At 53.8% G+C, this 21,606-nt stretch carries 22 protein-coding genes and 6 pseudogenes; 14 read left to right on the top strand and 14 right to left on the bottom strand.

Features of this window, described 5'->3' with window-relative positions:
- Positions 1-98 precede the first annotated feature (98 nt).
- Positions 99-1,004, top strand: a complete 906-nt coding sequence (locus DVA44_RS11215) for an SDR family oxidoreductase (protein ID WP_114386842.1) — start codon at positions 99-101, stop codon at positions 1,002-1,004.
- Between the two features lie 42 nt (positions 1,005-1,046).
- Here the strand turns inward: DVA44_RS11215 and DVA44_RS11210 are convergent, their stop codons facing one another.
- Complete coding sequence (locus DVA44_RS11210) at positions 1,047-1,958, bottom strand: NmrA/HSCARG family protein (RefSeq protein WP_114386840.1); 912 nt, start codon at positions 1,956-1,958, stop codon at positions 1,047-1,049.
- Positions 1,959-2,020: 62 nt separating this feature from the next.
- Positions 2,021-2,821, bottom strand: coding sequence for an MBL fold metallo-hydrolase (locus DVA44_RS11205; protein WP_114386838.1), 801 nt, complete (start codon positions 2,819-2,821; stop codon positions 2,021-2,023).
- A 91-nt stretch (positions 2,822-2,912) separates the two neighbouring features.
- Between DVA44_RS11205 and DVA44_RS11200 the strand changes: the two genes are divergently transcribed.
- Positions 2,913-3,836 carry a LysR family transcriptional regulator gene (locus tag DVA44_RS11200; protein WP_114388407.1) on the top strand — a complete coding sequence of 308 codons (924 nt, stop codon included), beginning with the start codon at positions 2,913-2,915 and terminating at the stop codon, positions 3,834-3,836.
- 6 nt (positions 3,837-3,842) lie between these two features.
- Here DVA44_RS11200 and DVA44_RS25995 read toward each other — a convergent pair.
- Positions 3,843-3,923 (bottom strand): annotated as a pseudogene (locus tag DVA44_RS25995) (hypothetical protein); the annotation flags it as partial.
- A gap of 5 nt (positions 3,924-3,928) precedes the next feature.
- Between DVA44_RS25995 and DVA44_RS11190 the strand changes: the two are divergent.
- A pseudogene (locus DVA44_RS11190) lies at positions 3,929-4,057 on the top strand (aromatic alcohol reductase); the annotation flags it as partial.
- Between the two features lie 16 nt (positions 4,058-4,073).
- Here the strand turns inward: DVA44_RS11190 and DVA44_RS11185 are convergent.
- Positions 4,074-4,952: an AraC family transcriptional regulator gene (locus tag DVA44_RS11185; protein ID WP_114386836.1), complete on the bottom strand. Its 879-nt coding sequence runs from the start codon at positions 4,950-4,952 to the stop codon at positions 4,074-4,076.
- Positions 4,953-5,109: 157 nt separating this feature from the next.
- Between DVA44_RS11185 and DVA44_RS11180 the strand changes: the two genes are divergently transcribed.
- Positions 5,110-5,865 carry an SDR family NAD(P)-dependent oxidoreductase gene (locus DVA44_RS11180; RefSeq protein WP_114386834.1) on the top strand — a complete coding sequence of 252 codons (756 nt, stop codon included), beginning with the start codon at positions 5,110-5,112 and terminating at the stop codon, positions 5,863-5,865.
- 29 nt (positions 5,866-5,894) lie between these two features.
- On the opposite strand, the pseudogene DVA44_RS11175 reads toward DVA44_RS11180, so the two are convergent.
- Positions 5,895-6,362: pseudogene (locus DVA44_RS11175) on the bottom strand (TetR/AcrR family transcriptional regulator); the annotation flags it as partial.
- Between the two features lie 2 nt (positions 6,363-6,364).
- On the opposite strand from DVA44_RS11175, the pseudogene DVA44_RS11170 reads away from it, so the two are divergent.
- From DVA44_RS11170 to DVA44_RS11160, 3 genes and pseudogenes are all read left to right on the top strand, one after another.
- A pseudogene (locus DVA44_RS11170) lies at positions 6,365-6,601 on the top strand (SDR family oxidoreductase); the annotation flags it as partial.
- A gap of 415 nt (positions 6,602-7,016) precedes the next feature.
- Positions 7,017-8,480, top strand: coding sequence for a DUF1254 domain-containing protein (locus DVA44_RS11165; protein WP_114386832.1), 1,464 nt, complete (start codon positions 7,017-7,019; stop codon positions 8,478-8,480).
- Positions 8,481-8,821: 341 nt separating this feature from the next.
- On the top strand, positions 8,822-9,631 hold the full coding sequence (locus tag DVA44_RS11160; RefSeq protein WP_168194476.1) for a glycosyltransferase family 32 protein: 810 nt from the start codon (positions 8,822-8,824) through the stop codon (positions 9,629-9,631).
- Positions 9,632-9,778: 147 nt separating this feature from the next.
- Here the strand turns inward: DVA44_RS11160 and DVA44_RS11155 are convergent, their stop codons facing one another.
- The gene (locus tag DVA44_RS11155) at positions 9,779-10,198 is read right to left on the bottom strand and encodes a translesion error-prone DNA polymerase V autoproteolytic subunit (protein ID WP_114386828.1); all 420 of its coding nucleotides are present in this window, start codon (positions 10,196-10,198) and stop codon (positions 9,779-9,781) included.
- A 428-nt stretch (positions 10,199-10,626) separates the two neighbouring features.
- Between DVA44_RS11155 and DVA44_RS11150 the strand changes: the two genes are divergently transcribed.
- The gene (locus DVA44_RS11150; RefSeq protein ID WP_114386826.1) at positions 10,627-11,610 is read left to right on the top strand and encodes an MDR family oxidoreductase; all 984 of its coding nucleotides are present in this window, start codon (positions 10,627-10,629) and stop codon (positions 11,608-11,610) included.
- Between the two features lie 31 nt (positions 11,611-11,641).
- On the opposite strand, the gene DVA44_RS11145 is transcribed toward DVA44_RS11150, so the two are convergent.
- On the bottom strand, positions 11,642-12,298 hold the full coding sequence (locus DVA44_RS11145) for a TetR/AcrR family transcriptional regulator (RefSeq protein ID WP_114386824.1): 657 nt from the start codon (positions 12,296-12,298) through the stop codon (positions 11,642-11,644).
- 36 nt (positions 12,299-12,334) lie between these two features.
- Between DVA44_RS11145 and DVA44_RS25675 the strand changes: the two genes are divergently transcribed.
- Together DVA44_RS25675 and DVA44_RS11140 are read left to right on the top strand one after the other, a co-directional pair.
- Complete coding sequence (locus tag DVA44_RS25675; protein ID WP_168194475.1) at positions 12,335-12,499, top strand: hypothetical protein; 165 nt, start codon at positions 12,335-12,337, stop codon at positions 12,497-12,499.
- A gap of 71 nt (positions 12,500-12,570) precedes the next feature.
- A complete protein-coding gene (locus tag DVA44_RS11140; protein WP_168194515.1) occupies positions 12,571-13,764 on the top strand; it encodes a YbfB/YjiJ family MFS transporter in 1,194 nt (397 codons plus the stop codon).
- A 456-nt stretch (positions 13,765-14,220) separates the two neighbouring features.
- On the opposite strand, the gene DVA44_RS11130 is transcribed toward DVA44_RS11140, so the two are convergent.
- Positions 14,221-15,108 carry a LysR family transcriptional regulator gene (locus tag DVA44_RS11130; protein ID WP_114386818.1) on the bottom strand — a complete coding sequence of 296 codons (888 nt, stop codon included), beginning with the start codon at positions 15,106-15,108 and terminating at the stop codon, positions 14,221-14,223.
- Between the two features lie 93 nt (positions 15,109-15,201).
- Here DVA44_RS11130 and DVA44_RS11125 point away from each other — a divergent pair, with 93 nt between their 5' ends.
- Positions 15,202-16,260: a nitronate monooxygenase family protein gene (locus tag DVA44_RS11125; protein ID WP_114386816.1), complete on the top strand. Its 1,059-nt coding sequence runs from the start codon at positions 15,202-15,204 to the stop codon at positions 16,258-16,260.
- 361 nt (positions 16,261-16,621) lie between these two features.
- Here the strand turns inward: DVA44_RS11125 and DVA44_RS11120 are convergent, their stop codons facing one another.
- The 3 genes from DVA44_RS11120 to DVA44_RS11110 all read right to left on the bottom strand — a co-directional run bounded on the left by DVA44_RS11120 (position 16,622) and on the right by DVA44_RS11110 (position 18,771).
- Positions 16,622-17,035, bottom strand: a complete 414-nt coding sequence (locus tag DVA44_RS11120; RefSeq protein ID WP_210405535.1) for a LysR substrate-binding domain-containing protein — start codon at positions 17,033-17,035, stop codon at positions 16,622-16,624.
- 7 nt (positions 17,036-17,042) lie between these two features.
- Positions 17,043-18,190 (bottom strand): IS3 family transposase gene (locus tag DVA44_RS11115; RefSeq protein WP_114386812.1). Its coding sequence is split into 2 segments (ribosomal slippage): positions 17,043-17,953 and positions 17,953-18,190, totalling 1,149 coding nucleotides; the frame shifts between segments, so codons are not numbered across the junction.
- A gap of 44 nt (positions 18,191-18,234) precedes the next feature.
- A complete protein-coding gene (locus DVA44_RS11110) occupies positions 18,235-18,771 on the bottom strand; it encodes a LysR family transcriptional regulator (protein WP_114386810.1) in 537 nt (178 codons plus the stop codon).
- Between the two features lie 163 nt (positions 18,772-18,934).
- Between DVA44_RS11110 and DVA44_RS26240 the strand changes: the two genes are divergently transcribed.
- Positions 18,935-19,174 (top strand): SDR family NAD(P)-dependent oxidoreductase, encoded by a 240-nt coding sequence (locus DVA44_RS26240; RefSeq protein WP_114386808.1) that lies wholly within the window; start codon positions 18,935-18,937, stop codon positions 19,172-19,174.
- Here the strand turns inward: DVA44_RS26240 and DVA44_RS11100 are convergent.
- From DVA44_RS11100 to DVA44_RS25990, 3 genes and pseudogenes are all read right to left on the bottom strand, one after another.
- Positions 19,122-19,427: pseudogene (locus tag DVA44_RS11100) on the bottom strand (mechanosensitive ion channel protein MscS); the annotation flags it as partial. The gene DVA44_RS26240 and the pseudogene DVA44_RS11100 overlap by 53 nt on opposite strands.
- 161 nt (positions 19,428-19,588) lie before the next feature.
- Positions 19,589-20,473 (bottom strand): dihydrodipicolinate synthase family protein, encoded by an 885-nt coding sequence (locus DVA44_RS11095; protein WP_114386806.1) that lies wholly within the window; start codon positions 20,471-20,473, stop codon positions 19,589-19,591.
- Between the two features lie 18 nt (positions 20,474-20,491).
- Positions 20,492-20,726: pseudogene (locus DVA44_RS25990) on the bottom strand (EamA/RhaT family transporter); the annotation flags it as partial.
- A gap of 311 nt (positions 20,727-21,037) precedes the next feature.
- Between DVA44_RS25990 and DVA44_RS11090 the strand changes: the two are divergent.
- Positions 21,038-21,220, top strand: coding sequence for a general stress protein (locus DVA44_RS11090; protein WP_114386804.1), 183 nt, complete (start codon positions 21,038-21,040; stop codon positions 21,218-21,220).
- A gap of 121 nt (positions 21,221-21,341) precedes the next feature.
- Positions 21,342-21,560, top strand: a complete 219-nt coding sequence (locus DVA44_RS11085; RefSeq protein WP_103822130.1) for a hypothetical protein — start codon at positions 21,342-21,344, stop codon at positions 21,558-21,560.
- The last annotated feature ends 46 nt before the right edge of the window (positions 21,561-21,606 follow it).

Below are 21,606 nucleotides of genomic sequence, written 5' to 3'. Positions count from 1 at the left end.
TCGTCATCCTGTTAAGGTTTATACCCTGATAATGTCTCTACTTTTCTCGTCTGACTATAGCGCTACTCTGTTCCGGAACCCTACTCTGGAGGTGTGTTATGCGAGTTTTTCTTACCGGCGCAAGTGGCTTTATTGGCTCCCGGATCCTGACTGAACTGCTGATGGCCGGACATCAGGTTACCGGTCTCGCCCGCTCGGAGAGCAGCGCCCAGGCACTCATCGCTGCGGGTGCAGAGGTGCATCGCGGGACGCTGGACGATCCCGATACCTTAGCCGCAGGCGCACACGGCGCTGATGCGGTGATCCATACGGCTTTTGACCATCATTTTCACCGTTTCGCCGAGAACTGCGAAAAGGACCGGCGGGTGATCCACGCGATGGGCCAGGCACTGAAAGGCAGCGATCGTCCGTTGATCGTTACCTCAGGCACCGGCATCGGCGATGACGGTGCCACGACCATTGCCCAGGAAAATCAGTTTAAAGCCAGCAATCATAATCCCCGGGTGGCAACCGAAATTGAGGGCAACACGCTGCTCGCGGAAGGGGTTAATCTCCAGGTCGTGCGGCTGCCACAGGTGCATGACACCCGGCGTCAGGGCCTCATCACCTGGTACATTCAGCACGCGGTTGAGAAAGGCGTTGTGGCCTGCATCGGTGAGGCCGAGAACCGCTGGTCGGCAGTGCACGTCAGCGATGCCGCTGCGCTCTACCGCCGGGTGCTGGAGCATGGTGAACGCGGGAAGCGCTACCATGCCGTTGCCGAAGAAGGGATCCTCCTCCGCCAGATCGCGGAAACCCTTGCCCGTAAGCTCAGTCTGCCGCTGATATCCCTTCCGCCTTCAGAGGCTGAAGCGCATTTTGGCTGGTTCGCCATTTTTGCCGCCATGAACCTGCGCGCATCATCGGCCTGGACGCGTCAGCAGTTGGGCTGGCATCCCACCGGCCCCGGCCTGCTCGAGGATCTGGAGAACATGGATTACGCGCCGCTGTTATCGTCCCGATAGTTCCTTAACCCGGCTCCCTTTGCCGGAGCCGGGTTAAGGGGTTTAGCGGTTGTACGCCCAATCGGCGGAGCTTGCCAGCGCCCTCTCGAAAGCAGCCCGCCCGCTCCCCGCCAGCCAGGACTCAAAGGATTGCAGCTGCGGATTCAGCTGTCGCATCGCCTGCAGATCGGCATGCCCTGCCAGCCGTCCGTCATCCACCAGCGCCGCCAACTTTTGCAGGAAAGGGTTCGCGGCCAGTACCTCGTCGGGAAAACGGGAATAGGGAACCGGCCGCCCCGCCGCGCTGGAGAAGAGCGCCTGAAGCCGCAGGCCGGTTATGGCATCGCTGGCGATCTCAAAGGTTTTGCCTGCAAACCGCTCCGGCCCGGCGAAGATCGCGGCGACGATTTTGCCGATGTCTTCCACCGCGATCACCTGCATGGAACCTTCGGGCGGCATGAAGAAGTGAAAGTGTCCCTCATCCAGCCCGAATCCGGGCATCACCAGCAGCTCCATAAATGCGGCTGGCCGCACGATGGTCGCAACGAGAGGCAATAACCGGATATGCCGTTCGATTTCCGCCTTGGTGTCAAAGTGCGCCACGCCTGTAGGTTTACTGCCTGCCGCGTTGCCTGAAGAATAGACCAGGTGCTGGACGCCGCACTCAACGGCAAGGCTGGCGACGGTTTTGCCATAGCGGACCTCATCGTCGTCGGTCACCGTCCCGCCGGGCGAACTGGGTTGCACGCTGAACACGCCGTATGCCCCTGTCATCGCCCTTCTCATGGCATCTAAATCATCGAAGGTACCGGTCACGATTTCAGCCCCGGCGTCCCGCAGGGCGAGTGAGGCCACTGAAGACGGGTTGCGCACCATGACGCGCACAGACCAGCCGTTGTTAAGCAGCGCATTCGCGACCGAGCCGCCCTGCTGGCCCGTTGCGCCAAAAACCAGAATCACAGAAGCGTTGTTCATTGTTGCGTACTCCCGAAAACGGTTGGCGTGTCACTCGCCTCAGTCCAGCGATAGTGCTCATGTTAATCAACGCTCAGCCAGCCGCAGGAGGAGCCAGCGAAATGGGCGCTACACCACAGGGCGTTATGTTCCGCACACCACGCCATCGCCCGGCGCCGTGACTTTTCCGCCTCGTGATGATCGCCGCAAAACACCGAATTCCATTCCGGGTGGCTAAACTGCCACGGTGAATGTGCAATATCCCCGGCAAAGAAGGCATATTCACCGCCCGCGGAGAGGATCAATGCCGCATGATCGGGGCTGTGTCCGGGCATGGGGGTATAAGAAATCCCGCCGCTAAATACCGGCTGCGCGGCCACATCAACGGTTTCCAGCAGGCCCGCGTCAATCACCGGCAACAGGCTGTCGAGCCATAAATTCCGGTAGCGGTCACTGTTTTGTACCCGAATAAGCTCTTTCTCAGAGCAGATATAACGCGCGTTGGGAAACATCGGCACCCAGCGGTTATCCCGCCATAGGGTATTCCAGCCAACATGATCGGTGTGCAGGTGAGTCAGTAATACCAGGGTCACCTCTTCCGGCTTAATACCCGAGGCCAGAAAATTCTCCAGGTAGCCGGTGTGCAATTGATGGTAGAACGGATTACCACCGCGTTCGCGACCATTACCGGTGCCGGTATCAATCACAATAATATCGTCGGGGGTACGTATGACCCAGCTGTGGATCGACAGCGGCACGCTCTGACGGGCCCATTCTGCGTCTGCGGGCCGGAGATAATCAGGATATAAATCCGCTGTTGGTATTTTAATTTCTCGCTCCAGGATCTTAAAAATAACCGTGTCGCCTATCCGGTAAGATTGCATAACGCCCTCCGCCTGTTCTCGGCATAGTTGATTTACCAGGTTGAGATTCACTATGCTGCTGGGATAAATAACATTCAAATTGATTAATATGATGAAGAAAATCATTGAAAATGATTTTAGCCGGATAGATTTGAATCTCCTGACGGTGTTTCTGGTGTTATACCGGGAAGCGAGCGTCACCCGTACCGCAGAGGTGCTGCACCTTGGGCAACCGGCCATCAGCGGGGCGTTGAAAAGACTGCGGGAGATGTTTGATGATCCGCTGTTCGTTCGCGCGGCCAGGGGGATGCTGCCGACACCGCGCGCCGAAGCCCTGATGGTTCATATGCAGCCGCTGATGGAAAATCTGCATTCCGTCATCTTTGGCGCTCAGGACTTCTCTCCCGCCACGGCAAAGCAGACCTTTCGCCTGGGCATAAGCGACTGGAGCGAGCACTGGCTAATGCCGGATCTCCTGCCCGCCATCGCCCATCAGGCACCTGGCGTGGCGCTGCATAGTCTCCCCGCCGATCCCTTTCAGGTGCGTCGATTGCTGGAGGAGGATGCCATTGATATTGCCGTTTCGCTGAACAAACAGAGCACGGGAGAGATCGTGAGCGAGCCCGTCATGACAATGGGCGTTTCGACGCTCTGGTCAGCAGAGCTGATCCCCTGTGAAGGGCCCTTGTCGGTAAACGACTTTATCGCTTATGAGCATGTTATGGTGTCGTATCGCGAATCAAGCCACAGTGAAATTGACCGGCAACTTGCCAGCCAGGGGTTACAGCGGCGCGTGCGTTACGTGACGGCCAATTTTTCCACCTTTCCTCTGCTGTTAACCACGATGCCCGTTTTCGCCACGGTTCCCGACGGACTGGCCCGACGATGGCAGCAGCATTTTGCTTTACGCACCAGCGCCACGCCCGTGAATTATCCCTCGTTTACGTTGTGCCTGTTGCGCCACAAGCGCCGGGCGCAGGATCCGGCGCTGAACTGGCTGGTGGAGCAGTTAAAAAGAGCCATACAGCGCGTTTAAGCCCCCTCACAGGGCGCGGCTCCAGTCATAAAAGGCGCGCACCGAAGGCGGTAAATACCTGTTTTGCGGACAGACCAGCGTCTGCGGCATCTCCTGTGCTGCGCTATCGTGTCGCCTTTGCCCGGCGAGAGGGAGTGTGGTGGCCGATGAGTGAAACCAGGAATGCGCGGAACAATCTGCCCACGCAGGATATTGCCTCCTGGCTCAAAACGGCCATTTAACGTTTGTCCTCCGGCCTTAAGCGCTGGCTTTAGCCAGCCGCCGGTCACGCCCTGGCGGCACGCCATACATCCGGGCATATTCCCGCGTGAACTGCGACACGCTGGCATAGCCTACCGCAAAGGCCGCCTGGGCGATGCCTGTCCCCTCTGCCAGCATCAGACGACGGGCGTGGATCAGGCGCAGCTGCTTCTGAAACTGTAAAGGCGATGTGGTGGTAATCGCCCGGAAATGCTGATGAAACACCGAAACGCTCATTCCTGCCACGCCGGCAAGCTCTTCAACGCTTATAGTGCGCTTAAAATCCTTACGCAAAACCGCGACCGCCCGGCTGATTCGTCCGGAATAACTCTTCACCGCGCCAAGGGCCCGGATAGCCGCCCCATGCACGCTGCGCAGCAGCCAGTAATGCAGTTCCCTGCGTAATCCCTCCCCCAGGACGGTCAGGGCGTGCGGATGCTCAAACAGTCTTGCCAGACGACAAGCCGTGTCCGTCACATCCGCATTCATCGGTTCAATACCGACGCAGGGCCCGTCCCCCTGGTCTGCCGGCACCGCATCCTGAAGCTCACGCAGGATGGCGGTATCCAGCTCAAACACCAGGGAATAGTAGGGATGGCGAAGGCTGGCCTGGGTAATCTGGCTGGTTGTCGGTACATCTGCGGCGATCACCATCGCCTCACCCGGTCCATATTCAAAGCGTTCAGTACCGGTGGTGACGCATTTGCGCCCCTGCAACAGCATCGCAATCAGCGGTCTGTTGATGGCCGCCTGCAGGTCGCCGGGATGCAAAGCCCGGATAACCGTTAATCCCGGAACCGGCGTAACGGCCACCCCGCTACGGTCGGCGTGAGTATCGGCATAACGGCGACAAAACTCGAACAGTGCAGTATGCATGGGATCCTTTCAGGCAAGTTTTTAAGCGATAGTATGCGTTAACTGGCGACAAAACATACCCCTGAAAGAGAAATGAGCAAAAAATAACAAGGATCGGGCAATACCGGCGGATGGGCATCTCCTATTGTAAGGGCTCCCCCAACAGAAAGGATCCATCATGAGTAAAATCGCACTCGTCACCGGTGCCAACCGTGGCCTCGGTCGTCATACCGCGCTCTCTATTGCGCAACAGGGAGGCGATGTCATTGTCGCTTACAGAGAGAACACCGATCAGGCTGAAGCGGTTGTGGCGGAGATCCGCACGCTTGGACGTAAGGCTGTTGCCCTCCAGCTTGATATGGCCCGGACGGCGAGCTTCCCGACATTTGCCGAAACAATGCGCGCGCAACTGGCCGAGGTCTGGGCGCGCGACACCTTCGATCACCTGGCAAACAACGCCGGTCACGGCGAATTTGCCACCGTTGCCGGGACGACCGAAGCGCAGTTCGACGGGCTGTTCAATGTCCATGTCAAGGGCGTGTTTTTCCTGGTACAGGCGCTTTTGCCGGTACTGGCTGACGGCGGACGGATCATCAACTTCTCATCCGGCTTGACCCGGGTTTCCTACCCGGGATTCTCGGCCTATGCCGCAGCAAAAGCGGCGGTTGAGATGCTGAGCGTCTATATGGCCCGTGAGCTGGGCGGGCGCGGTATCACCGTCAATACCGTCGCGCCTGGCGCCATTGAGACCGATTTCGGCGGCGGGCTGGTACGCGACAACGCCGACGTTAACGCACAGTTCGCCGCCATGACCGCGCTCGGACGGGTGGGCGTGCCCGATGATATCGGGCCGATGATCGCCAGCCTGCTGCGAGACGATAACCGGTGGGTGACCGCACAGCGTATCGAAGTGTCGGGCGGTCAGACTATCTGATCCCAACGCAATAAGAACAGGGTCTGGCCTCAGCGAGGCAGTAACGGCTGCAGTGCCAGACCCGCCAGCCGCACGGTCTCCTGAAGACGCGCCAGGCTATCCCCCGCCCGGGCTTTCGCCGACAGGCCCGCCATTAATGTACTGATAAAGTCAGTCAGCCGAACAGCTTCGTGCGGATAGTATTGGGCAATATAGGCCCGGATGCTCTCTTCCGCGGCGGTGTGCAGTTCGCTTGCCGCCTCGCGCGCGGGCCGATCGTTGCAATGGATCCCTTCCAGCACCATGCAGCCGGCCGCCGTCGGATCGGCAACATAGCGTCTTGCCGCTTCATTCAGGACATCCATCAGGCACTGCGCCACCGGCCGATCGTGACGCAATAGTTCTGCAAAGGGGATTGCGCCCGTATGGCTATAGCGATCCAGCATGCGGGTATAAAGTCCAAGCTTACTGCCAAATGCGGCATAGAAGCTGGGTGGATTGATGCCGAATGCCTGCGTCCCTGGCGCGTGACGTTGGCCCACGCGGAATAACGGTCAATGTCGTACAGCCTGGCCCCATCGACACCGATGCGAATCCGGAAAGTGGTCCCATGAAGGAGCTGATGCACAGCTTTATGGCGATCAAACGACACGGGCGTCCAGAGGAAGTGGCCGGCATGGTCGCCTGGCTGGCGGGCCCGGAGGCGTCCTTCGTGACAGGGGCCATGCACACCATTGACGGCGCGTTTGGGGCATAACCAGCACACATGCAGGGCGGATAGCGACGGGCGGACAAGGGAGCGTTATGCCGCTAAGCATCATCATGGAAAAACAAAAAAGGCAGATCGCTCTCTGCCTTTTTTATCTGTCTCGCAGGCTGAGGCAGCCGTAACGCCCCGCTTCGTTAAATTCAAATAAATAGCTATAAACACTCATTTTTCAAAATCAACTATGCTTTCTAAGAATATCCGGCCTTTTTTTCAGCAGCACGCCATCACCGATCGTATGTAAACCATTCATGTCGTTTTTTATACTCTCATCGGGATATTGCTATGAAACTTAGAATAGTCACCTCCGCCATTTTGCTTTCTCTTATCTTAGCTCCGCCCATATTTGCCGCCGACGCCCCTCTCTCCCCTTTAATGAAGCAGCTGAATAACGGTAACTGACGTGATGAAAAAACGATATCTTGCGCTGTTTACAGCACTGGTGCTTAGCCCGGGTGCATTCGCCCAAACCGAACCGCTGACCATTGCGCAGGCGGCGCACTTCGATCAGCTCACTCAGCCTTCCGCCGATGTCACCATGCCAGAGAGCTACGTTAAAGCTATCGCACAGCAGGCCTATATCTGGGGCTGGCCAATGGTGAATCAATTTAACCGTCGGGAAACCATCACTAAAGCGCCCTACCCGGCACTGAACGGCGGCATGGTGCCGGTCGCGCCAATGGGGCAGCTCAGTATGCTGACGGATTACATCAAACCGGAGGAGACCTTCGTCACCTGTCCAAACCAGGATGTGGCATACGGGTTGGGCTTTTTTGAGCTGGATAAAGAGCCTGTCGTGCTCCAGGTTCCCGATTTCGGCGAACGATTCTGGGTCTACGCTATTTATGACGCCCGTACCAATCAGATTGGCAATGTTGGTAAACCCTACGCCACCAAACCCGGTTTTTATCTGCTGGTCGGGCCTAACTGGAAAGGGGAAACACCGCAAGGCTTCAACGGTGTGATTCAGTCCTCTACCGAAATGGCAAACGTCATCCCGCGCATCCAGATGGATGACACTCCGGAAGATCGGGCGGCGATTCAGGCTCCGATCAAAGAGGTGATGACCTATCCGTTGAGCCAGTTTGACGGCAAAATGAAATCTTTTGAATACTCAAAAATTCCGGCCATCGGCGATAAACCAGATGCCAGCGCAGGCGAGACGCGCTGGGTCGTCCCGGAAAAATTCTTCGATCAGTTCGCCAATGTTCTGGAAAAAGTCCCGCCGCTGCCTGGCGAAGAGGCGATGTATGCCCAGTACCGTCATCTGGTAGAGGCCGGGAAGAAAAACCCGGAAATTCGCAAATGGATGGATGCCGCTGCCATAGAGACGGATCAAACCGTCATCGCGGATTTCTTTAAATGGAAACACAACGGCGTACCGGCAGGTAACGGCTGGAACCGCTCGAAAAATAATGCCGAATTTGGGGTGGATTACTACAACCGTACCGGCACGTCTAAATCGAATATGTTCGATAATAAACCGAACGAAACCCAGTACTTCTACACCGATAATGATGCTGCGGGTAACCAACTTTCCGGCGACCACGACTACACGGTGACCTTTGCGAAGGGTGAACTGCCACCGGTGAAAGGGTTCTGGTCGTTAACGCTCTATAACAGCAAGCATCTGTTCAGCCCCAATGAACTGAATCGCTTCTCACTGGGCACCAAAAATAAAGACCTGAAGTACAACGATGACGGCTCCCTGACCCTCTACGTCAGCAAAACTCGCCCTGCCGACGATAAAATGAATAACTGGCTGCCAGCCCCTGATGGCAACCTGTCGCTCTATATTCGTGCTTACTGGGGTGAACAATCGATTCTGGACGGCACCTGGCAGCCGCCTAAAATTGAAACCGTGAAGTAACCGCGAGGCGCCGCACGCCGTTATCCCCGTGCGGCGCCAGGCACTTTAATTCAGGGCGACAACGCCTGGACCGCCCGTCCGGGCGCTTTTTCGTTTACAGAGCACAAGTTTACGTGTAGAAATAAAAGGCCTGATAAAATCTTTTTCCTGTCAGCTAATTGCAACATCTACCCGCTACTCTGATTAATGTACCGGGGTGCCTTCGTTTGCAACAAGAGGACATGACGAGAAAAAAGATTGGTGAGACAGACAGCGGGATCATAGTAGTTAACCCCTATCCAGTGCCAGGTGCTGACGTGCCGGGAGAAGAAAACCAAATACTATGAATGGATGTCACTTTAATGTTAATACCAAAAAAAATACACCAATGCCATACAAAGGGTGAGAGGCATTTAACAGAAGAAGAAATCCGTGCCATCACCGTAACGCGGAAGAACAATCCAGCCTGGGAGTATTATTTTTACGATCTAAATAAAATGAAAGAATTTATTTATGAGCACTATGAAAAAAGATACATGGATGCCTTTAATAAAATAAACCCTGTGTATGGCGCTGCTCAGGCTGATTACTTCAGATATTTATTGATCAATAAGATCGGCGGAGTATACCTCGATACAAAAAGTATTATTACAAAACCGCTTGAGCACATTATTAGCCCTAATGATAAATTTGTTGTGTTCTCATGGGAAGACAATCCCAGAGGCCTCTATAATGGCTATGGGATCCATAATGACATTACAGATAACAGATGCGAGTACCAGCAATGGAATATCGTTTCAGCACCCAACAATATACATCTTGAGCAGGTTATCGAGACGGTCACCAGGAACATCGAAGACTACTCACTTATCAAACATAGTGTAGGCCGCATGGGCGTATTGAGAACCACCGGGCCCATCCCCTTTACCAACTCAATCCTGGCTGACGACAATGTCAGAATGGCTGGTAACAATGAAACCAATGGTATTTTATACCGGGATGACATCAACTTCCCGCAACGCGTAACTAAACGTCACTATTCAAAACTGCATGAGCCCATCGTAAAAACAAAATTTCACTACAGGGTAATAATTAAGTATTCCTTCTTCGTCGCAGACACGTTTAAACGAATAAAAAACAAGCTCGTTAAAGGAATGCCCGGGGTCCATTAATCTGTGTCGTATACCGCTTTTGCACCCGGTAATAAGCGTTCAGGCCGGTAAATAATAACATCTATGATCTCTGGGGCATATTACTGCCCCTTCAGTATATTGTGGACGTCAGATTATCTTTTGCTGATGGCTTGTGCCAGGATTTAGCTACTTCGCCGACTTAATGATATAGGTCACCACGCCAAAGATATCGAGCGAATCTTCACGGCCCACCAGGATCGGAGAATAGGCGCTGTTCATCGGATTAAGCTGCACCCGGGGCCTGAGCTGGAGGCGTTTTACCGTAAATTCTCCCTCCACCGCGGCGATAACAATATCCCCATGCTGCGCCGTTCTGGCGCTGTCGACAATCAGCAGATCGCCGTCGCCGATGCCGGCGTCAATCATCGAATCCCCGGCCGCCTTCACGAAATAGGTCGAGTTAGGATGCTGAACGAACAGTTTATTGAGATCGATACGCTGTTCAACGTAGTCCTGGGCCGGACTGGGAAAGCCGCACTGCACCATATCGCTGAAAAGGGGTAGCGCAATCACCTCGCGCAATGCTGAAAGTTGATAAAACACCATGATCCGTTCCTCGAATACTGTTTTTATATACAGTAGTCGTAGCAAAGAACAGAGGCAAGTGGCGGGCCGTTAACGGCTGTTTACTGCTTAACCGCTTCGCTTATAAGTGATTATTGTTGCTAGATATATTTGTTTTGTAAATGTTTTCTGGCATAGCGCGCGCCGTTATCCTTTTTCGCCCGGCCGCAGCCGGACCTGCATTAACCGGGCATCTTCCAGGGCCGCTGACTTTGCCTCTCTGCATCAGGTAAAACAAAATCCAGCTTGATGTTGATCAAAAACGACAGTTTTAACTTAATGAAAAGAATAATAATTCTTGATTGTTGATACGACAATGGATAGTAATGTTGATTATTAGACGATCGGTCAATATTATTTAAACATTATTCAATAACTGAACGGCATACCACCAGACAAACGAGGCAAACATGTTTAAATCATTATTAATCAATAGGATAGACGAGCATTACGATACGCAACTTGCTGAAATCTCAGAAAGTGAGTTGCCGCAGGGGGATGTGGAGATCAACGTCGAATATTCATCCATTAATTACAAAGACGCACTGGCCATTACCGGTCGGGGTCCTGTCGTCCGGCATTTCCCCATGGTGCCAGGCATTGATTTTGCCGGTACGGTGTCCGCCAGTTCACATCCGGAATATCAGGCCGGTGATAAGGTCCTTCTGACCGGCTGGGGGGCAGGAGAAAAACACTGGGGCGGGTTGTCCGAAAAAGCACGGGTAAAAGGGGACTGGCTGACGCCGCTCCCGGCTGGCGCAAGCAGCAAACACGTAATGGCAATCGGAACTGCTGGCTTTACCGCGATGCTGTGTGTCGACGCGCTATTAAACCATGGTGTTAAACCTGAAGATGGTCCGGTACTTGTTACCGGTGCCAGCGGAGGCGTAGGGAGTATTGCGGCCATGATCCTTGCGTCAATGGGTTACCGTGTGACCGCGTCTACTGGTCGTCCGGAAGAAGCCGCGTGGCTATATAAAATTATCGGGGTGGACGACATTATTAATCGTTCCGAGCTTTCCTGCCCGGGCAAACCGTTACAGAAAGAACGCTGGGCTGCCGCCATTGATACAGTTGGCAGCCACACGCTCTGCAATGCCTGCGCCGGAGTGCGTTATGGCAGCATTGTTGCGGCCTGCGGTATGGCACAGGGTATGGAGTTGATGGGTAATGTGGCTCCGTTTATCCTTCGTGGCGTCACGCTGAAAGGGATTGACAGTGTCATGTTCGCGAAAGAGAAAAGAGAGGCGATCTGGCAGCAGGCGTTACAGCATTTACCCGAGTCCAGACTGGATAGCCTGACCACCGTTTATCCGCTCAGTGAAGCCATCAATGCAGCCGAAAAACTTCTGAGTGGCGGCATTCGCGGCCGGGCAGTCATTCAATGTAGCTAATTAGATTAAGGGGCCAGTACTGGCCCCTCTTCTACTGTTCAGCCCCCGCTTCCTGCGAGGGCTGATAACGCACTGAAGTTTTGAAATAATTCCAGAAATCGTAAACCGGCTGGGTTGAACAATAAAGTTTGGCACGCATTACGGCACCTTCCCAGCCACTCCAGAAAATGGCCGCCAGTTGCGTATCATTCATATCTGAGCATATTTCGCCTGACGATAACGCGTCGGACAGGCAGGCTGCTACAAGCGCCTGCCAGCGCTCAAGAATATCCTGTAGCTGTTTAATAAAGGATGGCGGAAGTCCGGGGCTCTCCTGCATCATATTTCCAACCAGGCAGCCCCGGGTGAAATTGTACTTTTTAATCCCTTCGCAGGCATCATCGATGAAATTTTCCAGACGTACCATGGGTGCACAGGATGATTCATGCAGATGTTTTTTAAGTTTGTGCTCGAAGAAGCTGTCATAGGCATTCAGAACGGTCTGAGCATATTCTTCTTTACTCTTGAAGTAATAATAAAATGAGCCTTTAGGGACACTGGCATTTTTGACAATGGCATCGACTCCCGTCGAAAGAAAACCATTCTGCGTCAGCAGTTCAAGTCCGCTGCGGATCAGGTCATTACGAGTATCTGCATAGGTACTTACTGTTTTTCGTGGCCTTCCCCGTCCGCGAGTTTCACCGCTCATGACTCATCTCCTGCATTTTTTGACGGAAAAGAATAAGTGATTTCGCGTCAGAGCTTCAATCAGTTTATCCCCGGCGGTGATGAAGAGTTCGCTTCTGCCAACAGTGGCATTCCCTGCCCTGATATCCGCGATGGCGAAACGTGTTTAATGTTCGGCGCCAGCCTGTTGCTTTATCTTGGGTTGCATGCAATCCTGTTATGAGAATCATATATAAATATCATTCTCTTTTTGAGATTTATTGATATTTCTTTATGCAATCAGGAGACAACATGATTTCAGCGTGGCGTCACCGGCCGGAAGCGAAAGCATTCTTACTTTCTGCGGCCGCGTGTGTGGTTCTGGTTATCGGTATGGGATTCGGCAGGTTTGCCTTTACGGGGATCTTTCCTGTCATGCTGCAGGAGCATCTGCTCAGTCTGAACGAGGGGAATATTGCCGCCTCCGCCAATTATGCAGGCTACCTGGCCGGGGCGCTGATGCTTGCAAAAGCGCGCCCATCTGACCCCAGGTATCTTTGTGCAGGATCGGTACTGATGACGCTTGTCTGTTTTGCCGCGCTGGCATGGCTGCGCTCACCCACCGGCATTATCGTGGTGAGAGGATTGGCCGGCACAGGCAGTGCCGTGAGCCTGATATCTGCGTCACTCTGGTTACTGCAGCACATGAAGCATCCTGACGGTGCACCGCTAATGTATGCCGGCGTCGGGCTGGGAATTTTTATTTCTGCCGAATGCATTGCCCTGGGCAAGTATCTTAGCCTTTCCAGCCAGACAATATGGATGGTCTGTACCCTCAGCGCCGGACTGCTGTACACGATCGTGTTTCGCCTTCTCAACAGTTCGCCTGATACCCTGATCGATTACCATAAGCCCGCCGCGGTCGCGGTGAGCGGCGGAGCGAGCACACGGACTGCCGCCCTGACTTTACTCGCAGTATATGGCCTGGCGGGATTCGGCTATATCATCACAGCCACCTACCTGCCGTTATTTCTCACCAGTTCACATGCAGGACTCGATCCAATGCAGGTCTGGGCCGTATTTGGGCTCGCCGCTGTACCTTCATGCTTTTTCTGGCATCAACGGGCGCAGCGTTACGGCTACCGCCGCAGCTTCTGGCTGAACCTTGTACTGCAGGCCATCGGGGTTCTGCTGCCCGTTATCAGCCACGGTCTGGCCTTCTGCCTCGCCAGCGCGCTGCTGGTCGGTTTTACCTTTATGGGAACCGTCACTATTGCCCTGCCCGAAGCCAGACGTCTGGCCGGTGCCGTCAGCTTTAACATAATCGCTGCCATGACAGCCGTATATGGCGTCGGGCAGATAGCAGGCCCGCTGATTGCCGGAGAGCTTTATTCCCTGACCGGCTCGTTTAACCCCTCCCTTATCGCCGCGGCAGTGTGCCTGCTTGCCGCCGGTCTGCTGGTTTTATTTCCTGCCGGACCCCGCGCCCTGTCTGAGGAGAGCGTCTGATGGTGACGAATCTGCTTATCGTTGATATCAGTCATGACAGCGTGGTCATTGCTGAATTTGACCGGGAAGACTGCCGTCCCGTCTATACTGAACACTATCCCATAATGGAGTACAGGGGCACGGGCGCGATACTGGCCGAACATTCTGGACGTCCGCGGCATGATACTGTCGATACCTGCTGTGTTATCTGCGATGCGCTCAGGTAGAGGAGCGGGTAATCCCCTTTCATAATCCGCGGATGCGGTTCCCGGAAAATACCCAGAAGATCCTGTCCGGAAGCAAACAGCTCTTCGGCCGAGTTTGAAAAATGTTACCGACAGCATGCGCCTCATGCTTCCGCGTTCTCCGTTTACCTCATCCGCAATGCCACTCCCCGGCTCTACGGGGCCGCAGCCTGGTACCGTCAGACGCTGACGCGCTGAGGCCACGGTGACTCCCGGTCCGCCGGGAGCCTTCCTAAGGGGTGATATCTGATGCGCCCTGCAGAACAGAGAGCAGCTTATCGAAGCCTGGCGAGCTGAAGTCCTGACGCCATACAAGCTGTGTAAGCGCCGTTCCGGCTGGCAGGATGGTCAGCCCCTCCGGCAACGGCAGTAGATCCAGGACACTCTGCGGAAGTACGCACATGGCCGTACCGGATGCCACACAGGCAAACATGGCATGATAGGAATTCACTTCCTGAATCTGAATGCTTTCCCCGCTGCCGGACGTCTGGCTTAACAGCCCGATCGCTATCTCCCGGTAAGTGCAGCCTTTTGCAAACGTAGCCAGATGGCCTTCCTGGATATCCCCGATCGTTTTTACCCCTGCCATAGCTACCGGCAGGATCAGGCGCAGATTTTCGACATAAAGCGGATGATAGTTGAGGTTCTCAGGACAGAGTATTTCTCCGTTTTCACCGCGGGGCAACGAGACCAGTGCGCAGTCCAGCTCAGACATTAATACTTTATCAGTCAACTGCCGGGTCGGGCCTGTAGTGAGCCTGAGCCGGACCCCGGGACAGGCCCGGCTGAACGCGGCAAGCGGTTCAGGAAGCCGGCTGGCCGCCGTAGACTCCATCGAGCCCAGCGTTAGTACGCCGCTCGGTTCGCCGGGGTGGAGGCTCTGACGGGCCTCCTCAGCAAGACTGAGGATTTTTTTCGCGTAGACCAGGAATTTTTTTCCCTGAGGTGAGAGCCTTATTTTTTTGTTTTCCCGGATGAACAACTGCGCATTGAGCTCCTCCTCAAGCTGCTGGATCCGGGTCGTAACATTTGACTGTACCCGCCCCAGACGCCTGGCCGCTTTCACGACGCTCATCTCCTCTGCGACAACCTGAAAAATCTCGAGCGAAGTATGGTTCATTGTGTATTCTCATTTTGAAAACGATATTGACTTATCTGTCTCGTATAGAGATTTTATGTCTTCCTTCTGTACCACTTCAAGCAGGTAATTAAGATGAATAACTTACTGTGCGAAAAGCTGAACATTGCTTACCCCATCATCCAGGCTCCCATGGCAGGGGTATCAACCCCCGAAATGGCAGCCGCCGTCACGAATGCCGGTGCGCTGGGCTCCATCAGCGTGGGCGCATCCACGCCTGCGCAGGCTGAAGAGATGATAAAAAAAACCCGTAATTTGACCGCCGGGCCGTTCAACGTAAACGTGTTCTGTCACGCCCGGGCTGAGCGTAATGAAGCGCAGGAAAAAGCCTGGATCGAACGCTTCCGGGATGTGTTTGAACGTTACGACGCCGTACTCCCGGCCGCGCTCCAGGAGATATACACGACCTTTCATCAAAATGAGACGATGGCGGAGATGCTCCTGGATAGCGCTCCTGCCGTTGTCAGCTTCCATTTTGGCGTACCGCCGGAACGGCTTGTCCGCGAGTTTAAAAGCCGGGGGATAATCACCATCGCCACCGCGACAAGCGTAGGTGAAGCGAGGCAGATTGAATCTGCCGGGATAGATTTTGTGGTGGCGCAGGGCGCGGAAGCCGGTGGGCACAGGGGTATTTTTGAACCCTGGGCAGAAGATGAACAGCTCAGCACTTTCACCCTCGTTCAGGCCCTGAGAAAGAGATGCGCGTTACCGGTGATCGGTGCCGGGGGTATTATGGATGGTGCCGGCATAGCGGCCATGATGAAACTGGGTGCCATCGGCGTGCAGATGGGAACGGCTTTTGTCCTGTGTCCGGAATCGGCGGCCAATGAGGCTTACCGTCAGGCGCTGAAAAATGAACAGGCGGTCGGTACCGTGATGACGTCCGCGATTTCCGGTCGGCCGGCAAGGTGTATCAGCAATGATTTTTGCAAACTCACCCGGGAACTCCCGAAAGAGTCTATTCCTCCCTATCCCCTGACCTATGCTCTTGGCAAAATACTTGCAGCTGCTGCGGCCGCAAAGGGTGCCCACGGTTTTGGCGCTCAATGGGCAGGCCAGGGCATGACCCTGGCCCGGGAGCTGCCCGCCGGGAAACTGATACAAACTCTCGTGACGGAGTGGCAGGAGGCGTGATTTACTTCTGCGCCTTTTATACCGTAATTCAGTCAGAACGGATAAGGGCCGGTTGTCCAGAAATGAGCCTGCCCCCGGCATGCCTGGTGGCCGGCTTGATGCCCCTTTTCTTGCGAGACAGAATGTACGTTTAGCGCACTATGCAATCATGCTTAGCCGGTAAGTAATTGATTTAACGCCAGTGGCTATTGCGTTTAAATTATCATCTTAGCCGTATCACATTTAGTTTATCCGGTTACACAACGAGCAGGGAAAACGGCGTGTAAACGCTGGTGATAGAGATAAATCTGTTCAAAAAAGGCGTAGAGAACAAAAAGTCCGTTCACCCGACTACTCCCTGTCAGGTGCAGCTATTTGGCATTTACTTCCATTTTTGCCGGTGCTCCATAAGGAAATCGATGAAAACTCTGACACGAAGTGGAAGATGGCGATTAAGTGGGTATAAAAGAGTATATGGCCGAGAGCGTCCCCGGTATTGGGTCAGGACTTCTGTGAGGCTGCCGTCGGCTAAATAGCGTTCCGCAACAAAGGCATAGGTCTGGAATAGCCCTGCCCCATTTATTGCAAGCGTTACCCCACCCAGGACATCATCTGAGCAACAATAGCTACCCGCCGTCATTATTTCGCGCTCCTTACGTTCATCATAAAAGAGCCACGAAATTTTACGGCCGCTACTGGGTAGTTCAAATTGAATACATTCATGCTCAGAAAGTTCTTCGAGTGTTTGCGGCGCATGTTTGTTTGCCAGATAAGCTGGCGAGGCCTGAATCGCCACAGATAATCTAGACACTTCCGAGCCGCTGATAATATTGGTTTTCGTATTCAGTTGGTGGCATATGATCACTCGAACCATGCCGACGCTTACTGTTATAAAACATTTCGATGTAATCAAAAATATCACCGCGGGCTTCTTCTCGCGTTCCGTAGATCTTTTTCTTTATCCGTTCACGTTTCAGTAGCTGGAAAAAACTTTCTGCGACTGCGTTGTCATGACAGTTACCGCGACGGCTCATACTGCCCTCCAGCCCGTATGATTTCAGGAACGACTGCCACTCATAGCTTGTGTACTGACTGCCTTGATCAGAATGAACCAGCACCTGCTTTTGAGGATTACGTCGCCACACGGCCATCAGAAGTGCATTCAGGACAATATCCTTTGTCATCCGGGGCTGCATTGACCAGCCAATAACTTTGCGCGAGAACAGGTCAACAACCACAGCCAGATACAGCCAGCCTTCGTGAGTCCGGATGTAAGTGATGTCCGTTACCCAACGCTCATCCGGTGCTTCCGGGTTGAACTGCCGCTGGAGCCTGTTGGGCGTCACGATGCTGGTTTCACCCTTACGTGCCCGTGGGCTACGGTACCCGACCTGAGCCCTTATCCCGGCTCGCTTCATCAGTCGCCAGACACGGTTAACTCCGCACTGTTGTCCGGTATCCCGCAGGTCGAGGTGGATCTTGCGATAACCATAAACGCAACCCGACTCCAGCCAGAACTGCTTTATCAGCCCCGTCAGCCTCAGGTCAGCATGATGCCGCCGTGAATCCGGCTGCTGAAGCCAGGCGTAAAAACCACTCGGATGCACATCCAGCACCCGACAAAGCAGTCGGACAGGCCAGCAATGGGTGTTGTCACGGATAAAGGCGTACCTCAGTCGGACAGCTTTGCGAAGTACGCCGCGGCTTTTTTTAATATGTCCCGTTCGTCGGTAACCCGCTTCAGCTCTTTCTGGAGGCGTCGGATCTCGGCCTGAGCGTCTGACTGGACTTTATTGGTTGAGGAATCCGGGCCATATGCCTTTATCCAGGCATAAAGACTGTGGGTGGTGATACCGAGACGTGTTGCCACGCTGGAAACAGAATGGCCGCGATCAACAACCTGTTTTACCGCTTCAATTTTAAACTCTTCGGGATAACGCTTACCGCTCATGGGCACCTCTCTTTAAGTCATCTTAAATGACTCTGAGGTGTCTGTTAAACCCGTGGCGATTCAGCCACCACGACTAAATGTGCATCTTCAAGCGTACGGGCAATGAGGGTTGAATCGGGTTGTGACCTGACGCGAATTGCGATGTCATACCCTTCACTAACAAAATCAACATTTCGGTTGCTCAGATGGATATCAACCTTAACCTTAGGATACTGTGCCCGAAACTGGGGTAAAAGAGGAAGTATACGGTAATGACCATATGTAGTAGGCACACTGATTCTTAACGTGCCCGAAGGATCATTTTGTTTCCCCATCACATCCCGCTCTGCTTCTTTTAACTGGAGGAGAGCTTGATTACTCTGCTGAAAATAATTTTTTCCAGCTTCAGTCAGATTGATGTTCCGCGTTGTCCTTGTAAACAACCTCACTCCTAAACGTTCCTCAAGGCGGGATACTGAGCGGCTCACAGCAGCGGGCGTGATACCTGCTTCCTGCGCGGCCAGAGTAAAGCTTCCACATTCTGCTGCCAGACAAAAAAGTTCGATGCTCCCCAGCAAAATGTCATCAAATTGTCTTTTCATATCGATTGATTACACCATGTATAAATTCATTTTCAAATAAGCCTATTTTTCAGTAGACATTAATAAAATATAGTCTGTTTCAGATTACTACCAACCGTTTTGTACACAAACAAACGCGCCGTCGTACTGGCGTTACACTTACAATTGAAAAGAGATTTAAATTATGAACAATTCCACTAAAGTTGCAATCATCACAGGCGCATCACAAGGAATGGGTGCCGATCTCGTAAAAGCTTACCGCGAAGCGGGATATAAAATTATAGCAACATCTCGCTCCATTAAACCGTCTATTGATGAAAATATTCTGACAGTAAACGGTGATATTTCTGAGCTAGGTACAGCTGACCGTATACCGGTTTACCGTTCATCACAATCAACCTTCCCTGCTGGTTATAGCGCGTGACCGGCACGATGTTGAGCGGCTCCCGCACGTCCGCCTCGGTAAAGTTGCGCAGCGTATTACGGATACGCAACACGCGCTCTTCGGGCGTGGTCAGGCCGAATTTCGCCTGCAGCATGACAATGGGCTGATGAAAAACATAGAGGGTGCGGGCGCGCTCCTGCTCGGTAGGGGCCTGGCGGGGCTCCGCGGCCTGTGAGATAAAAACAAAACCAGAGAGAAAACACGTTAAGAAGACGAGCAGGATCCTGTTCATTTCCACCACCCGAAACGCGCAATTATCGTTATTGTTAACGACCCACTACACCGCTGGTCTGTGCCTTCTTGAGCTTAGACCAGCGTTTCGTATCTGCCATCAGTTCGGTGATATCGCCAGGCCGCCCGCGCATTGCCCGGCGGCGCTTCGCTTGCACGGGCCTACAAAACCCGCTCTGCCACCTCCTGCAACGCATCCCGCTCCGCCCCCGCCAGCGTCTGCAACGGAAAAGGCAAACACGGCGCCGCAACTCTCCCACGCAACTCCGCCACTGTCGCAATCACCCGCAAGCTCCCGTATCGACGGAAGAATTCCCATAACGGCTCCAGTGCGCCGTTAAGCCGCCGGGTCTCCTCCACATCCCCCCGCAGCGCCGCCTGCGTCAACCGCAGGCAATAATCCGGGAAAAGGCCGCCCAGCACCGAGTACCAGACGTCACACCCCGCCAGCAGCCCCTTCGCAGACTGCGCATCACCGCTGATGCCAATCGTGACACCCTTTGCCACCTGGCTTTTCAGCGCCGCCACACGGGCTGCCGCGCCAGCCAGATCGGCTGGCAGATCGCCGAGCTTGATGGAGCCCATGTTGGGTAAAAACGACAGCGCCACCAGCAGTTCATCATTAAATTCAAAGCCGCTGGTCGCCGGATTGTCGTAGATACAGAGCGGAACGGAAATTTCACCGCAGACGCGCTCGTAGAGGCGGAACACCTCTTCCGCCGTCAGTTTCTGGTAACAGAGCGGGGCCAGCAGCAGACCGCTCACCCCGGCCTTTTGCGCATCCTCTGCCAGTCTCACGATCTCTTCTGCGTTGACGCTGCCGATACTGGTCATCACCGGCACGCCCGCGGCGGCGCTCACCGCCAGCCTTGTGGCGGCGAAACGCTGCTCCCGGGTTAAGTAGGCGTAACTCCCCGTAGAGCCCAGCGCGCCGATGGAATTCACCTCTGCCGCTGCAAGCGCCTCAATCAGCGCAACAAAGGCGTTTTCATCAATCTCACCCTTCACCAACGGCGTGAGAGGAAATGCGCTCAGACCTGTAAACATCCTGAATCCCTTATAAAATTAGCGGCAAAATTTTCGTGATCCCACGACACAAAGAATCACGCCAAAGATGATAAACACCATCAACGGGCTCACCCTCTCATGTAACAGCGTGGCGGGAGCCCCAGCCCGAAAAGCCTGCCCCATGCAATGATGCAGGCATTGTCAGCAGAGCGGCAACCACCATGAAAGGTAGTGCGATAATCAGCGCCCAGCTGATCACCTGCCAGCCACCCGATTTACGGGTCAGCGCGGCCATTGAGCTTGAGCAGAGCCGTTAAGACTTATCTCAAATTTCCTCAGAGTGGGAATTATTTTATGAATCTGTAAACACCTTTCATCAACCGAAAATTATTCGGCAGATATATAAGGGAGGCTAACTTATTTATTAGCGAGGATATATTTCCTGGAGCCGGTAAAAAATTAAAATTTGTTAGCCATGAGCAAGCAAAAAACGCATCGGGAGGCTTATTGACGTTTGTTCCGTTCTGTCTACATTTATTTGTGCACGCATTTGAGGAAGTTAGTTTTCCTTAAAGTATTCTCAACGAAAACTGGAGACAAGTTATGGCTAATCATCGAGGCGGTTCCGGCAATTTCGCAGAAGACCGGGAGCGTGCATACCAGGCGGGCCGTAAAGGCGGACAGAGTAGCGGCGGTAACTTCAAGAACGACCCGCAGCGGGCATCCGAAGCGGGGAAAAAAGGCGGACAAAATAGTCGTGGTGGCGGACGCAAACCCGCAGCGTAATCCGCTGCGATATATTTTCCGCTAACCGCGATATGTCAGACAATATATTCATGGACGTACCGAGCGGCAATTTTGCCACACTATGCAAACGCAGCCCGATAAATTATACGGAGGTTAGAGTATGCATTTAAGACGCAGAGTTCGTAACGCACGCAATAATCATCGCACCCGTGATGATGTCGGCTGGATAATTCCGGAGGATGCGGAGTGTACCCGTTCACCGGATAGCGGCGGCCCGGCGCTCAATATCATCAGGGGTCGTGACGCTGACAGTGAAGTGAGGCTCAGTCAGCGTCAGTCGTACCTGGTCAACGCCATGGCGCACCGCGATCTGAAGTAATCAGCTGTTAAGTGATGCAACATTTGTTGTGCTTTGTTATTTGCCC

The sequence above is a fragment of the Leclercia sp. W17 genome (assembly GCF_003336325.1).
Classification (GTDB): Bacteria; Pseudomonadota; Gammaproteobacteria; order Enterobacterales; family Enterobacteriaceae; genus Enterobacter.
Note: the sequence above shows the minus strand (reverse complement) of the source record. Positions and strands in the feature narration are given on the sequence as shown.